Source organism: Duganella sp. 3397 (genome assembly GCF_031456625.1).
GTDB classification, from domain to species: Bacteria; Pseudomonadota; Gammaproteobacteria; order Burkholderiales; family Burkholderiaceae_D; genus Rugamonas; species Rugamonas phyllosphaerae.
On the sequence record NZ_JAVDVB010000004.1, the window covers coordinates 225,623 to 237,832 of the forward strand.

At 64.9% G+C, this 12,210-nt stretch carries 14 protein-coding genes; 9 read left to right on the forward strand and 5 right to left on the reverse strand.

Features of this window, described 5'->3' with window-relative positions:
• The first annotated feature begins 3 nt into the window (after nt 1–3).
• The 5 genes from hutG to J2X54_RS13780 all read left to right on the forward strand — a co-directional run bounded on the left by hutG (nt 4) and on the right by J2X54_RS13780 (nt 5,621).
• Nucleotides 4–792 (forward strand): N-formylglutamate deformylase, encoded by a 789-nt coding sequence (hutG, locus tag J2X54_RS13760; protein WP_310181408.1) that lies wholly within the window; start codon nt 4–6, stop codon nt 790–792.
• Complete coding sequence (locus J2X54_RS13765; protein WP_070247140.1) at nt 789–2,162, forward strand: formimidoylglutamate deiminase; 1,374 nt, start codon at nt 789–791, stop codon at nt 2,160–2,162. The genes hutG and J2X54_RS13765 overlap by 4 nt, the downstream gene beginning before the upstream one ends.
• Entirely contained in the window at nt 2,159–2,734 is a 576-nt protein-coding gene (locus J2X54_RS13770; protein WP_310181410.1) for a HutD family protein, read from the forward strand. Before J2X54_RS13765 ends, J2X54_RS13770 begins: the two co-directional genes overlap by 4 nt.
• Before the next feature lie 9 nt (nt 2,735–2,743).
• Nucleotides 2,744–3,988 carry an imidazolonepropionase gene (hutI, locus tag J2X54_RS13775; protein ID WP_310181411.1) on the forward strand — a complete coding sequence of 415 codons (1,245 nt, stop codon included), beginning with the start codon at nt 2,744–2,746 and terminating at the stop codon, nt 3,986–3,988.
• 88 nt (nt 3,989–4,076) lie between these two features.
• Nucleotides 4,077–5,621: a glycine betaine ABC transporter substrate-binding protein gene (locus J2X54_RS13780; RefSeq protein ID WP_310182069.1), complete on the forward strand. Its 1,545-nt coding sequence runs from the start codon at nt 4,077–4,079 to the stop codon at nt 5,619–5,621.
• 182 nt (nt 5,622–5,803) lie between these two features.
• On the opposite strand, the gene J2X54_RS13785 is transcribed toward J2X54_RS13780, so the two are convergent.
• Nucleotides 5,804–6,295: a GNAT family N-acetyltransferase gene (locus J2X54_RS13785; RefSeq protein WP_310181412.1), complete on the reverse strand. Its 492-nt coding sequence runs from the start codon at nt 6,293–6,295 to the stop codon at nt 5,804–5,806.
• Complete coding sequence (locus tag J2X54_RS13790; protein ID WP_070251230.1) at nt 6,292–7,200, reverse strand: DMT family transporter; 909 nt, start codon at nt 7,198–7,200, stop codon at nt 6,292–6,294. The genes J2X54_RS13785 and J2X54_RS13790 overlap by 4 nt, the downstream gene beginning before the upstream one ends.
• 135 nt (nt 7,201–7,335) lie before the next feature.
• On the opposite strand from J2X54_RS13790, the gene J2X54_RS13795 reads away from it, so the two are divergent.
• From J2X54_RS13795 to J2X54_RS25740, 4 genes are read left to right on the forward strand one after another with little or no spacing between them, the layout of a single operon-like run.
• Nucleotides 7,336–7,503, forward strand: coding sequence for a hypothetical protein (locus tag J2X54_RS13795; protein ID WP_310181413.1), 168 nt, complete (start codon nt 7,336–7,338; stop codon nt 7,501–7,503).
• Between the two features lie 37 nt (nt 7,504–7,540).
• The gene (locus J2X54_RS13800; protein WP_070251232.1) at nt 7,541–8,047 is read left to right on the forward strand and encodes a DNA-deoxyinosine glycosylase; all 507 of its coding nucleotides are present in this window, start codon (nt 7,541–7,543) and stop codon (nt 8,045–8,047) included.
• A 52-nt stretch (nt 8,048–8,099) separates the two neighbouring features.
• Nucleotides 8,100–8,324 carry an addiction module protein gene (locus J2X54_RS13805; RefSeq protein ID WP_310181414.1) on the forward strand — a complete coding sequence of 75 codons (225 nt, stop codon included), beginning with the start codon at nt 8,100–8,102 and terminating at the stop codon, nt 8,322–8,324.
• Entirely contained in the window at nt 8,321–8,614 is a 294-nt protein-coding gene (locus J2X54_RS25740) for a type II toxin-antitoxin system RelE/ParE family toxin (RefSeq protein ID WP_404990911.1), read from the forward strand. The genes J2X54_RS13805 and J2X54_RS25740 overlap by 4 nt, the downstream gene beginning before the upstream one ends.
• 53 nt (nt 8,615–8,667) lie before the next feature.
• Here J2X54_RS25740 and J2X54_RS13810 read toward each other — a convergent pair whose 3' ends face one another.
• The 3 genes from J2X54_RS13810 to J2X54_RS13820 all read right to left on the reverse strand — a co-directional run bounded on the left by J2X54_RS13810 (nt 8,668) and on the right by J2X54_RS13820 (nt 12,119).
• Complete coding sequence (locus tag J2X54_RS13810) at nt 8,668–9,870, reverse strand: tetratricopeptide repeat protein (RefSeq protein WP_310181415.1); 1,203 nt, start codon at nt 9,868–9,870, stop codon at nt 8,668–8,670.
• A gap of 140 nt (nt 9,871–10,010) precedes the next feature.
• Nucleotides 10,011–11,231 carry a DUF2863 family protein gene (locus J2X54_RS13815; RefSeq protein WP_310181416.1) on the reverse strand — a complete coding sequence of 407 codons (1,221 nt, stop codon included), beginning with the start codon at nt 11,229–11,231 and terminating at the stop codon, nt 10,011–10,013.
• Nucleotides 11,232–11,246: 15 nt separating this feature from the next.
• Entirely contained in the window at nt 11,247–12,119 is an 873-nt protein-coding gene (locus J2X54_RS13820; RefSeq protein ID WP_070251240.1) for an HDOD domain-containing protein, read from the reverse strand.
• Between the last annotated feature and the right edge of the window lie 91 nt (nt 12,120–12,210).

Consider the following 12,210-nt stretch of genomic DNA (forward strand, 5'->3'; position numbering starts at 1 on the left):
GACATGGATTACCAGTTCCAGGCCGGCACCATCCCCTTGCTGGTGTCCATGCCCCACGTGGGCACCGACATCCCCGACGAGATCGCGGCCACCATGACCGCAGCCGCTACCGACCGCCAGGATACCGACTGGCACCTGGCGCGCCTGTACGGATTTTTGCAGGAGATGGGCGCCTCGACCATCTCGGCGCGCTGGTCGCGCTACGCGATCGATTTGAATCGCCCGCCCGAAAACACCAACCTGTACCCGGGCCAGGACACCACCGGCCTGTGCCCGGTCGATACCTTTCACCGCGAGCCGCTGTACCTGGACGGCCAGGTGCCCAACCAGGCCGAGGTGGAACGGCGCCTGCAGCTGTATTGGCAGCCGTACCACGCGCGCCTGCGCGCGGAGCTCGACCGGCTGCTGGCCATCCACGGCCGGGTGGCGCTGTGGGACGCGCATTCGATCGCCTCGAAGGTGCCGCGCTTTTTCGAGGGCAAGCTGCCCGACCTGAACTTCGGCACTGCCGATGGCACGACTTGCGCGCCGGGCCTGGCGCACGCCGTGGTGTCGCGCGCGCTGGTGCAGGACCGCTACAGCGTGGCCGTCAACGGTCGCTTCAAGGGTGGCCATATCACGCGCTTTTATGGCCGCCCCGACATCGGCGTGCACGCGATCCAGTTGGAGATGTGCCAGTCGGTGTACATGGACGAGGAAGCGCCGTACGGCTACCGGCCCGATCGCGCGGTACACGTGCAGGGCCTGCTGCGCGAGATGACGCAGGCGGCGGCCGACTGGGTGACTGCATGAATCAACTCTTCGCCCGCCATGCGCTGTTACCGGATGGCTGGCGCAACGATGTGCTGCTTGAATGGAGCGTGGCCGGCGACCTGGTGGACGTCACTCCCGGCAGTACGCCGCCGGCCGGCGTCGAGCGGGTAGCGTATGCGCTGCCCGGCATGGTCAACCTGCACTCGCACAGTTTCCAGCGCGCGCTGGGCGGGCGCACGGAATTTGCCGCCGATGGTCCTGGTAGCCATGACAGCTTCTGGACCTGGCGCGACCTGATGTACCGCTTCGCACGCAACATCACACCCGACCACATCGAGGCGATTGCCGCCCAGCTGTTCTCCGAATGCCTGCGCCACGGCTACACCTCGGTGTGCGAATTCCACTACGTGCAACGCCAGCCGAATGGCGACTGGTACGACCGGCCGGCCGAAACCGCCGAGCGCGTGATTGCCGCCGCACGGTTGGCGGGAATCGGCGTCACCATGCTGCCGGTGTTGTATAGTTATTCAGGTTTTAACGACAGCCCGTTGAAGCCCGAGCAGCAGCGTTTCCGCACCGATGCCGACGACGTGCTGCGCGTGATCGAGGCGCTGGCGCCGCTGCGCGATGGCCAGACCGAGGTGGGCGTGGCGCCGCATTCGCTGCGTGCGGCATCGATTGCGCAGATCAACCAGGTGCTGGCGGTCTTGCCAGCGGGGCGGCCGGTGCATGTGCATATCGCCGAGCAGCAGGCGGAGGTGCAGCAGTCGCTGGACCACACCGGCCGGCGCCCGGTGGAATTGTTATACGACCAGGTGGCGGTCGATGGTCGCTGGTGCCTGGTCCATGCAACGCATCTGACCAACGGCGAAGTGCGCAGCATCGCCGCCAGCGGCGCGGTGGCGGGCTTGTGTCCCACCACCGAGGCCAACCTGGGCGACGGCCTGTTTCCGCTCGAGGATTTCCTCGCGGTGGGAGGACGCTTTGGCATCGGCAGCGACAGCCACGTGTCGCAAAGCCCGGTGGAAGAACTGCGCTGGCTCGAGTATGGCCAGCGCCTGCAGCAGCAGCGCCGCAATATCGCTGTGTCAAAAGAGCAGCGCCAGGTGGGCGACTTTTTATGGCAGGGCGCCTTGCAGGGCGGGGCGCAGGCGGCTGGGCGGCCGGTGGGCGCGCTGGCGCCGGGCCGCCGGGCTGACCTGCTGGTGCTCGACGATGCGCATCCCAACCTGGATGGGCTGGCGCTGCACGAGGTGCTGGGTAGCCTGGTCTTCAGCGGCAACGACAACCTGGTGCGCGACGTCATGGCCGGTGGCAGGTGGGTGGTACGCAACGCACAACACGTGGCGCAGCAGCCGATTGCGGCGCGCTTCAAGCAAACGATGGCAGAACTGAGGGAGTTCCGATGAACCGGCTAATCCAGTATGCAAGCCTGCGGCCCACGCCGTGGAAGAACGGCGGCGGCGTCACCACCGAGCTGGCGATGTCGCCGCCCGGCGCCGGCATCGACGATTTCGACTGGCGCGTGAGCCTGGCCAGCATTGCCGAAGACGGTCCGTTCTCGCAGTTTCCCGGCGTCGACCGCACGCTGGTGATGGTGGCCGGCGACGGCGTGCTGCTCGACTTCGGCGACGAGCGCGTGGTGCTCAGTCCCAGCGAACCGCTGGTGGAGTTTGCCGGCGAGGATGCCGTCCACGCCACCGTCCATGGGCAATCCACGCTCGACTTCAACGTCCTTACCCGGCGCGGCCGCTACCGCCACCGGATCGAACCGTTCGTGGTCTGCGGCAGCGTGCCGCTGCCTTGCCGCAGCGGCACCACGCTGGTGTTCCTGGCCGATGGCGAGAGCCTGTCGGTGTGCAGCGCGCGCGAACGGCTGGCGCTGGTGCGCTACGACTTGCTGGTGCTCGAGGGCGAACAGGACTGGACGCTGGAATCGGCCCAGGCCACGGTGTTCGTCGTCGATCTCATCGCCAATTAAAGGCTGCCCATGGCGTGGGACCTGTTGTTCATCAATGTGCACCTGGCTACCATGGCCGGCGATGGCGCCCATGACGAGAGCGGCTACGGCGCGATCCTCGATGGCGCGATTGCCGTCAAGGGCGGCCGCATCGCCTGGCTGGGGCCACGGGCGGCCTTGCCCACAAACCAGGCCGCCACAGTGCACGATGGCGGCGGCTGCTGGCTCACGCCCGGCCTGATCGACTGCCACACCCACGTCGTCCACGCCGGCAACCGCAGCGGCGAATTCGAAGCGCGCCTCAACGGCGCCACCTACGAGGACATCGCCCGCGCCGGCGGCGGCATCATGTCCACCGTGCGCGCAACGCGCGCCGCCAGCGCCGACGAACTGCTGGCGCAAAGCCTGCCGCGCGTGCGCAGCCTGCTGGCCGAGGGCGTGACCACCATCGAAATCAAGTCCGGCTATGGCCTCGACCTGGCGTCGGAGGAGAAAATGCTGCGCGTGGCACGCCGCATCGGGCGCGAGCTGCCGGTGCAGGTGGCCACCACCTTCCTGGGCGCCCACGCGCTGCCGCCCGAATACGTGGGCCGCGCCGACGACTACATCGACGCCGTGTGCGCGATGATCGCGCCGCTGGCGGCTGCAGGCCTGGTCGATGCGGTCGATGCGTTTTGCGAGCGCATCGGCTTTTCGCATGAGCAGACCGAGCGCGTGTTCCAGGCGGCGCAGGCACACGGCTTGCCGGTCAAGCTGCACGCCGAGCAACTGTCCGACCAGCGCGGCGCCGAACTGGTGGCGCGCTACGACGGCCTCTCCGCCGACCACCTCGAACACCTGAGTTCCGAAGGCATCGCCGCCATGGCCGCTGCCGGCACCGTGGCCGTGTTGCTGCCGGGCGCCTATTATTTTTTACGCGACACCAACCCGCCTCCGGTGAGCGCCTTGCGCGCGCTGGGCGTGCCGATGGCGGTAGCGACCGACTGCAACCCCGGCACTTCTCCGATGACTTCGCTGCTGCTGGCGATGAACATGGTGTGCACCTTGTGGCGCCTGACGCCCCAGGAAGCGCTGGCCGGCTGCACCGTGCACGCGGCGCGCGCACTGGGCCTGCACGACCAGGTGGGCACGCTGGCGGTGGGCAAGCGCGCCGATTTCGCGCTGTGGCGCATCGCCCGCCCGGGTGAGCTGGCGTACGCGATCGGCTTCAATCCGTGCCAGGGCGTGGTCAACGCTGGCATACTGCGTTCGCCACAGGTGCTCCCGGCCGGGTAAGCTCAGCCAATGGTAAGCTGGCCGGATTGACCACTGATTCGGAGACTTTGTGCACGCACGACCGCCAGCCTGGCTGCCCCTGATTTTCATGCTGTGCACCTTGTGCTCCTGGTGCGTTCCGGCGCATGCCCTTGACGATACCCTGCACGTCGGCTCCAAGCGCTTCACCGAGTCGTACATCCTGGGCGAGGTGCTCACGCAAGTGGCCGCGCCGCACGCCAGGGTCACGCACTTGCAGGGCCTCGGCAATACCGCCATCGTGCTCGCTGCCCTGCAGGCCGGCCGCATCGATGTCTATGCCGAATACCTGGGTACCATCGACCTCGAAATCCTCAAGCATCCCAAGGCGACGTCGCTCGAGCAGATGCGCAAGGAACTGGCGCCCATGGGCCTGGGTATCGCCGTTCCCCTGGGTTTTAATAATACCTACTCGCTGGCCATGCGCGGCGATGCCGCCGACACCCGCACCATCGCCGACCTGGCCAAACAGCCGGCGCTGCGCTTCGGCCTGTCGCACGAATTCATCGGCCGCGCCGACGGCTGGCCGGGCCTGGCCAGGACCTACGGCCTGCCGCAGCGTCCGCAAGGCCTTGATCACGGCCTGGCCTACGAGGCCCTGCGCCAGGGCCAGACCGACGTCATCGACATCTACTCCACCGACGCCAAGATTCGCCAGTACGGCTTGCGCGTGCTGGACGATAACCTTGCTTACTTCCCCCGTTATGACGCCGTGCTGCTGTACCGGCTCGATGCCGCCCGGCGTTTTCCCGCAGCGTGGACGGCCATCGAAAAGCTGGAAGGACGCATCAGCGCCGACGCCATGATCGCCATGAATGCAGCCGCTGAAATCGACGGCAAGAGTTTTAGCCAGGTGGCGCGCGAGTGGCTGGCCGCCGGCGGACCGGCGGGCGCCAAGGCCAATGTGGCGCCAAGCGCCGCAGCATCGACCACTGGCGCATCGACCGCAGCGGATGCCCGGCCGGCATCGTCCTGGCGCACCGGATTGGCCGGCAAAATATTCGATGAAAACCTGGGCCGCCTCACGCGCCAGCACCTGACGCTGGTCCTGGTGGCGGTGGGACTGGCCTGCCTGATGGGCGTACCGCTCGGCGTGCTGGCAGCGGTCTATCCGCGCCTGCGGCAAGTGGTGCTGGGCGTGACCGGCGTGCTGCAAACGGTGCCGTCGCTGGCGCTGCTGGCCTTGCTGATACCGCTGCTGGGGATGATAGGCACGGTGCCGGCGCTGATCGCGCTGGTGGTGTACGCGCTGCTGCCCATCGTGCGCAACACCTGCACCGGGCTATTGCAGGTGTCGCCCGGCTTGCGCATGGCCGCGCTGGCGCTGGGCTTGCGCCCAAGCCAGCGCCTGTGGCTGATCGAGTTGCCGCTGGCGCTGCCGGTGATTCTGGCCGGGGTGAAAACGGCAGCGGTAATGAGCGTGGGCACGGCCACCATTGCCGCCTTCATCGGTGCCGGCGGTTTTGGCGAGCGCATCACGATCGGGTTGGCGCTCAACGACAACCAGATGCTGCTGGCCGGCGCCATTCCGGCAGCGGTGCTGGCGCTGCTCACGCAGGCCGTGTTCGAGCTGCTCGAGCGCTTTGCCAGCCGCGCGCCCGCGCCACGACTGTAAGCCGGTACGGGGAAGTTGCCGGTTGATGTAAAGCCGTGTAAGCAGATTTTGCAGCGCGTAAGGGATTGTAATGCCTGTCCTCGGGCGGGCAGGGCGCGGCTATAGTGAACCCGTTGCAACGTCTCCCTCCCCCTGACAACGGGTTCAGTCCCGCGATGACTTCCCGTGTCGCGGGAATTTTTTTAGCGCTGGGCAGACAGTTGGGTGAGCGCTTCGCCGGTAACGCGGCAAATGCGCCAGTCGGGCATGATGGTGGCGCCCATGCCTTCGTAGAACGAGATGGCGCTGGCGTTCCAGTCCAGCACCGACCACTCGAAGCGGCCGCAGTCGCGCTCCGTGGCGATTTGCGCCAGCGCGACCAGCATCTGCTTGCCGTAGCCGCGACCGCGCATCGACTGCTTGACGTACAGGTCTTCCAGGTACAGGCCTTTCTTGCACAGGAAGGTGGAAAAATTATGGAAGAACAGCGCGAAAGTGACGACTTCGCCGTCGGTCTCGCCGACGATGGCCTCGCAGGTGGGCTTGTCGGAAAACAGCGCCTCGTGCAGCATGGCTTCGTCAGCGACGACCATGTGTTCGAGCTTTTCGAAGACGGCCAGTTCGAAAATCATGCCGAAGATGGCAGGGATGTCGGCCGGTTCGGCCGGGCGGATGATCAGTTCTGATGTACTCATGTATTTTTGACGGTAACAGAAGGAGGTTGCAACGCCCAGGCGACGCTGGACAGACACAATACCATGCCTGCCCATTCGACCGCGCCGGGACGGTAATGTTCGAGCTGGATCGACAGCAACACCGAGATCACCGGCGTGACCACGCCAATGTACACGGCCTTGTCCGAGCCGATGCGGTGGATCAGCGTGAAGTAGGCGGCAAACGCGATCACCGAGCCGAACAGCGACAGGTACAGCAAGCCCGCCCAGTACTGCGGCGCACGCGACAAAGTGAACTGCTGGCCGCTCACCAGCACCCACGCCGCCACCAGCAGGCTGCCCCAGGTCATGGCCCACGCCATACCCAGCAACACATTCGATGAATGCTCGCGCACCTTGATCACCAGCAAGTTGCCGACCGTGCTGGCGATGGTGGCCAGCAGCGCCAGCACTAGGCCCAATAAAAAGTGGCCGCTGCCGCCAAGAGACAGGTCGCGCCAGGCGCCGGCGATGGAATGGGAAAACAGCAGGATCACGCCGAGGATGGCCACGCCGCCGGCCGCAAACGTGCGGCGGCTGACCGCGGTGCCGAAGGCGTAGCGGTTGAACAGCGGGTTCCAGAACACCATCAAGGCGAACAGCACCGCCACCAGCCCGGAGACCAGGTATTGCTCGGACGTGTAGGTACAGATATAGCTGAGTGCGAAAGTGGCCAGGCCTTGCGCCAGCAGCCAGCGCTGCGCGCGCCAAGGCAGCCACAGCTTGTCGCCGCGCACCGCGCACCAGGCGAACAGCACCGCGCCAGCCAGGCCGAAACGGTAGGCCACCGAGACCGCCGGCGCCACCTCGCCCAATTGCAGCGTGATGGCGAAGAAGGTGGAGCCCCAGATCAGGCAGGCGGTAATGAAGAGCAGCGGTGTTGACATCAAACCAGTATAGCTGTCCGGCCAGTAACTTGCCTAGCTGCCATTTTTCCGGGACCCTTTTCCCCGGTGTTGGCTGATCACATTAAATTATGTAAAGACAAGGGAAAATTATCAAAAACGAACTATGATGAATTCGTGCATACACCACTTGAACCGGAGGCGGTCATGAAAACCGCGCTGCAAATTAAAGTTGTTTCCGTGATTCTCTACGTTGCCGTGAGCACCGCCCTGGTGCTGATGTTGTCCGAAGAGCCGATCCAGAGCGCCGTCCAAACCCTGTTCGGCCACTCGCTGTTCCGTTGACGGTACAATTGCCGCCATCTTGTTCACGAATGGCGCAATGGAACGAAAACAGTGCTTCGCGCCGGTTGTCGACGCCAACACGCGGTTGCTGGTGCTGGGCAGCTTGCCCGGCGAAAAATCGCTGGCCCAGGCGCAGTACTACGCGCACACGCAAAACCGTTTCTGGATGTTGATTTCGGCCGTGATCGGCACCGACCTGGTGCCGCTGCCGTATGACCAGCGCCTGCAGGCCCTGCTGCGTCACGGCGTCGGTTTATGGGACGTGGTGGCGGCAGCCCATCGCACCGGCAGCCTGGACAGCGCGATCCGCCACCGCGACGACAACGACTTGCCCGAGCTCCTGGCCCGCCATCCCCGGATCACCGCCATCGCCTTCAACGGCGGGACCGCCCACAAGCTGGGCATGAAGGTGCTGGGCGAGCACGCCGCCCACTACCGCATCGCCGCGCTGCCGTCGAGCAGTCCGGCTTATACCTTGGCGTATGCGGAAAAACTGACGCAGTGGATGGTGTTGCGAGAGATGTCTGATTCGGTTGCTTTCTGACTGAACTGAGCAGCGCTTCAATGGGGTAGGATAGGATTTGAAGGAGAGCGCCATGCAAACGCCAATTGAATTGATCACTACTGAAGCAATGAAGCTTACGACGGACGAGCGCGAAGCGATCGTGCAGGTGCTGATTGCCAGTCTCGAAAACGATGCACAGGCTGACGAAGCACTGGCAGCTGAGGTCGAGCGCCGTATCGCTGAAATTGAAAATGGAACGGTAAAAGCTATTCCAGTTGATGAGGCCCTGGCCCAGATTCGTGCGAGTCTCAAGTGAAGCTGACGATCGCTCCCGCAGCACTTTTAGAGTTGCAGGAAGCTGCTGATTTTTACAGCGCACAAGCGGGTGTCGGATTAGCGCAAGCCTTCTTGGCCGAGTTCGAGAGGTCAGTGACACTGATCCTTGGTTCGACTCAATTGGGTTCTGTATTTCGAGGTAAGCGGCGCCGTTACGCTCTCCGCAGGTTTCCCTATGACCTGATTTACCAATTGACCCCAGGTGAAGTCAGGGTGATCGCAGTTGCCCATCAACGGCGACGACCGGGTTATTGGCAAATTCGGAAATAGCCGATTGACAATATGCCACAAGATGTTGTCGAGCTACGTACCATCTCACTATTTTACTGCTGTTTCGGCGCCGCCTCGCGCAGCCGGTTGCGCTTGGCCGCGTACAGGTCGTGGGTGTCGCGCGAGGTGCTATTGTCGATCGCCGCTTGCAGGTGGCGTTCGGCGGCGCGCACGTCGTGCAACTGGTAATTGGTCACCGCCAGCCAGTAGTGCAACTCGTGGTAGTTCGGTACGCGGTCCAGTTCGCGCTGGAACAAGGTGCGTGCGCGTTGATAGTCGCCGCGCGCCATCGCTTGCTGGCCCTGGTGATAGAAGTAGAACGGCGGATACGGTTCCAGCAAGCGCAGCCGTGCGCGCAGCAGTTCCGCTTCCTGCGGGCGCTGGGCGTGGTCCAGCGTCTGCGCCAGGTTGGACAAGTAAACGGTGTTGTCGGGCGCGCCGCCCAGCGCATGGCGCAGCGCGCGCTCGGCGGCTGTATGGTCGCCGTGGCGCTGGTAGATTACGCCCAGGGTGTTGTAGGCGTTGAGAAAATCGGGAGCGGCGACCACGGCCTGGCGCGCCGCCCAGTAGGCGTCGTCCACGTGGCCGGCCGCCAGCAGCTCGGCGGCCCGGTTGTTGAGGTACATGGCCACCACCGTGGCCTGCGTCAACGGCTGGGCGCGGCTGCGCGCCGTGTCCGGGATCGGGATGAAATCGACCACCAGCGGATGGTCGGCGTTGAGGGTATAGCCGAGGCTGGCATTGCCGGCATCGATGCGCTTGCGGTCGAGCACCAGGTTCACATGGTTGCTGGAAAAATACAGATTGCCGCTGCGGCTCCACACTTCGCCCACGTCGATCTGCTGGAATTGCACCGCAAAGTTCAGCTCGCGCGCCAGCGCAGCGGTCATGATGGCCAGCGACAGGCAGTTGCCCGAGCGCGCAGCAAAGGTTTCTGCTGCGGTGCGGGTGATGACGGCATCGTATTCGAGCTTGAGCTGATCGCGCCGGTACAGCGCGTCGAACAGGGCCTGGCGCTTGTCTGCGGTCTTTTTCGAACTGCCGAGCTCGTCGTGCAGATAGCGCCGCATGGCGTCGTCGACGGCAAACAGCTGGGCCGTGTCGATCGGCTTGTCCGGCTGGTTGAACGACTGGTCCTGGAACAGGCCGGGCGGTGGTACGCGCGTGGCGCCGAGGTTGGCGCAACCGGATAACACGCTGCAGACCAGCAGCAGGGACGCGAACAGTCCCAGCCGCAGTGGTGTCGATGACTTCATGATCGTCTCCTTCGGCGACGCCAGTGGCGTGCGCCGCTGCGGCGCACCATGCCGGCACCGCCAGGCAGCGGACTCTATGTTCCGCTTGAAGAAAAAGTATCCGCCGCTATCGGGCCGAAGTCAAAGACAAAAAAAGTTCGTCACGCCAGCGGCCGCACATCGACCGCGTTGCCGTCGGCATCGAACCGCAGCGCGACCGAGACGTCGGCCAGACCAATGCTGGCCAGTGCGTCGCGCAGGTCGTCCACTTCCACTTCCAGGTCGGCGGTGAGATCGAGTGGCTTGTCGGCCGTGGCCAGCACCGTGGCGCCAGCGGACAGTTGCACGCGCAGCAGCATTTCGTCGTCGATGTCGGTGGGGGCGATGATGGCCGACAGCTGGTCCGGCGCGTGGCCGGTCATGGCGCCGTTCATGGTGGCGAGGATTTGCAGGGTGGCGTATTCGGCCACGGCCTGCTCGCGCGCGCCGAAGAACAGGTCCTGGTACAGGAAGTTGAGCGTCAAGGTGGTATCAACACCGCGGCCACGACCCAGGCAGCGCGCCACCATCGGCGCGAAATCGGCGGTCCATTGTTGATAGGCGTCGGCCCGGTTGGTGAAATAGGCGTCGGCCGCTTTTTCGCTTTTCGGCACCTGGTAGAACGGGTCGTCGGCGCGCTTCAAGGCAAAGCCGAGCAGGAAGCGCACTTCCACCGCGCTGTCCTCGAGGCCAAACGCGGTGGCCGTCCAGCCCTGCGCCATGCTTCGTTCCAAAGCAGGAGCAGCGGTGAGTTTTTTCTCGGTCAGCGAATTGGCCGCCTCGCGCAGCATGGCGTGCAGCTGGCCGTAGCTGATACGTTCGACTTCTTCGAGGTCGTAGGCGTGGCTCACCAGGACCACCTTGGCTTTCGGGCTTTCCAGGCCGGCCGTAGTCAGGCTGGCCAGTACGGCGTCGTAGGCGGCGCTGTCCTGGAAATCGAACGCCGGATCGAGGCCGCCCTGGCTGTGCACGAACACGGGAATCGCAAACGCGTCGATCTCGATGTCGGCCGAGCCTTCGCGGCGCAGCACCAGGTTGGCGGCGCCTTCCTCGATGGCGTTTTTCAGGTAGCGGTAGCCGTCCACCGATTCGTCGCGCGCCAGTTCCACCGCGCCGTACAGCACCTCGTCCTTGCCTTGCGTGAGCAGGCGGCGCAGCAGGCGCTGGAACTCGATGGCTTTTTGCGCCAGGTCGGCGCGGGTGGCGGCGGCGACGATGTCGGGATTGGCTTCGCCGTCCGACAGGTCCAGCGCCAGCGCGCACAGTTCGGTGGTGTTCTGCTCATCCTTGACTTCAGGCGAGGTGGCGGATTTACGGGGGACGGGACGCTTATTCTTGGGCATGCGGATGGGGGATCTTTATCGTTCGTTGTGAAAGGCTTCGTGCAGCTCGTCGAGCAGGTCGGCCACTTCGTCCTCGGTCAGACCAAGGTGCTGGCAGGCCAGTTCGCCGCCTTTTTCCCACTCGTGGGACAGGGTGCGGCCGAAGAAGCGCTCGATGCCTTTTTCGGCCAGCAGGGTCAGCGCCACCAGCGAGCGCACGGCGTCGTCGGTGGCGGGGTCGTCGAGCACGCGGTAGTCGTGGTGCAGCAGGATCGCCCACGAGACGTCGGGCGACAGGCCCCAGTTGCGCGCCAGCAGGCAGCCGATGGCCGCGTGGTTGGTGCTGAAGCGCTCGTCCTCGATCTCGGTGAAGCGGCGGCGCGGTTCGTCGCAGGCGTCGTCGTAGGTGGCGGCGTAGTCGGCAAAGCGGTCCATCAGCAGCGGCACGCCGATGTCGCAGAACAGGCCGAACGTGTGGGCGATGTCGGCGGGGGCGATGCGCAGGCGGCGCGAAGTGAACATCAGCGCCTGCGCGCGCCGCATCGAGATTTCCCAGAACGCGCTCAGGTCCGCGCCCTGGCCGTCGATGGCGCGCCGCGCCAGCAAGCCGGTGAGGGTGGACGCGCACAGGTCCAGGCCCAGGAAATTGATGGCCTGTTCGACCGACTTAGCCTTGCGGGCGGCGCCGAAGAAGGGCGAATTGGCCAATTTCAGCAGGGCGCCCGACATGCCGACGTCGTTGCCGATGATGCGGGCAATCGTGCGCGGCGAGGGATCGGCCTTGGCCAGTTCGCGTTGCAGGTCGACGAGCAAGCTCGGCCGTGGCGGAATGCGGATGGAGCGCATCAGCGCTTCTTCCACCGCGTTTTCTGCTGGCATAGGCACTGCTCGGGCTGCAACTGTGGTCATGGTGCGGGATCGTCGGAATGGGTGGGCGGCGCAAAAGCGGCACATGCGTACCCGTCATTATCACCGCAAGCGCTGGCAGCTTGCGCGATTT

Coding starts and splice junctions, on each gene's coding strand:
- J2X54_RS13765 (WP_070247140.1), top strand. CDS start 789: ATGAATCAACTCTTCGCCCGCCATGCGCTGTTACCGGATGGCTGGCGC.
- J2X54_RS13800 (WP_070251232.1), top strand. CDS start 7,541: ATGGAACGAAAACAGTGCTTCGCGCCGGTTGTCGACGCCAACACGCGG.
- J2X54_RS13790 (WP_070251230.1), bottom strand. CDS start 7,200: ATGTCAACACCGCTGCTCTTCATTACCGCCTGCCTGATCTGGGGCTCC.
- J2X54_RS13815 (WP_310181416.1), bottom strand. CDS start 11,231: ATGCCCAAGAATAAGCGTCCCGTCCCCCGTAAATCCGCCACCTCGCCT.
- J2X54_RS13780 (WP_310182069.1), top strand. CDS start 4,077: ATGCTGTGCACCTTGTGCTCCTGGTGCGTTCCGGCGCATGCCCTTGAC.
- J2X54_RS13770 (WP_310181410.1), top strand. CDS start 2,159: ATGAACCGGCTAATCCAGTATGCAAGCCTGCGGCCCACGCCGTGGAAG.
- hutI (WP_310181411.1), top strand. CDS start 2,744: ATGGCGTGGGACCTGTTGTTCATCAATGTGCACCTGGCTACCATGGCC.
- J2X54_RS13785 (WP_310181412.1), bottom strand. CDS start 6,295: ATGAGTACATCAGAACTGATCATCCGCCCGGCCGAACCGGCCGACATC.
- J2X54_RS13805 (WP_310181414.1), top strand. CDS start 8,100: ATGCAAACGCCAATTGAATTGATCACTACTGAAGCAATGAAGCTTACG.
- hutG (WP_310181408.1), top strand. CDS start 4: ATGGATTACCAGTTCCAGGCCGGCACCATCCCCTTGCTGGTGTCCATG.
- J2X54_RS13820 (WP_070251240.1), bottom strand. CDS start 12,119: ATGACCACAGTTGCAGCCCGAGCAGTGCCTATGCCAGCAGAAAACGCG.
- J2X54_RS13810 (WP_310181415.1), bottom strand. CDS start 9,870: ATGAAGTCATCGACACCACTGCGGCTGGGACTGTTCGCGTCCCTGCTG.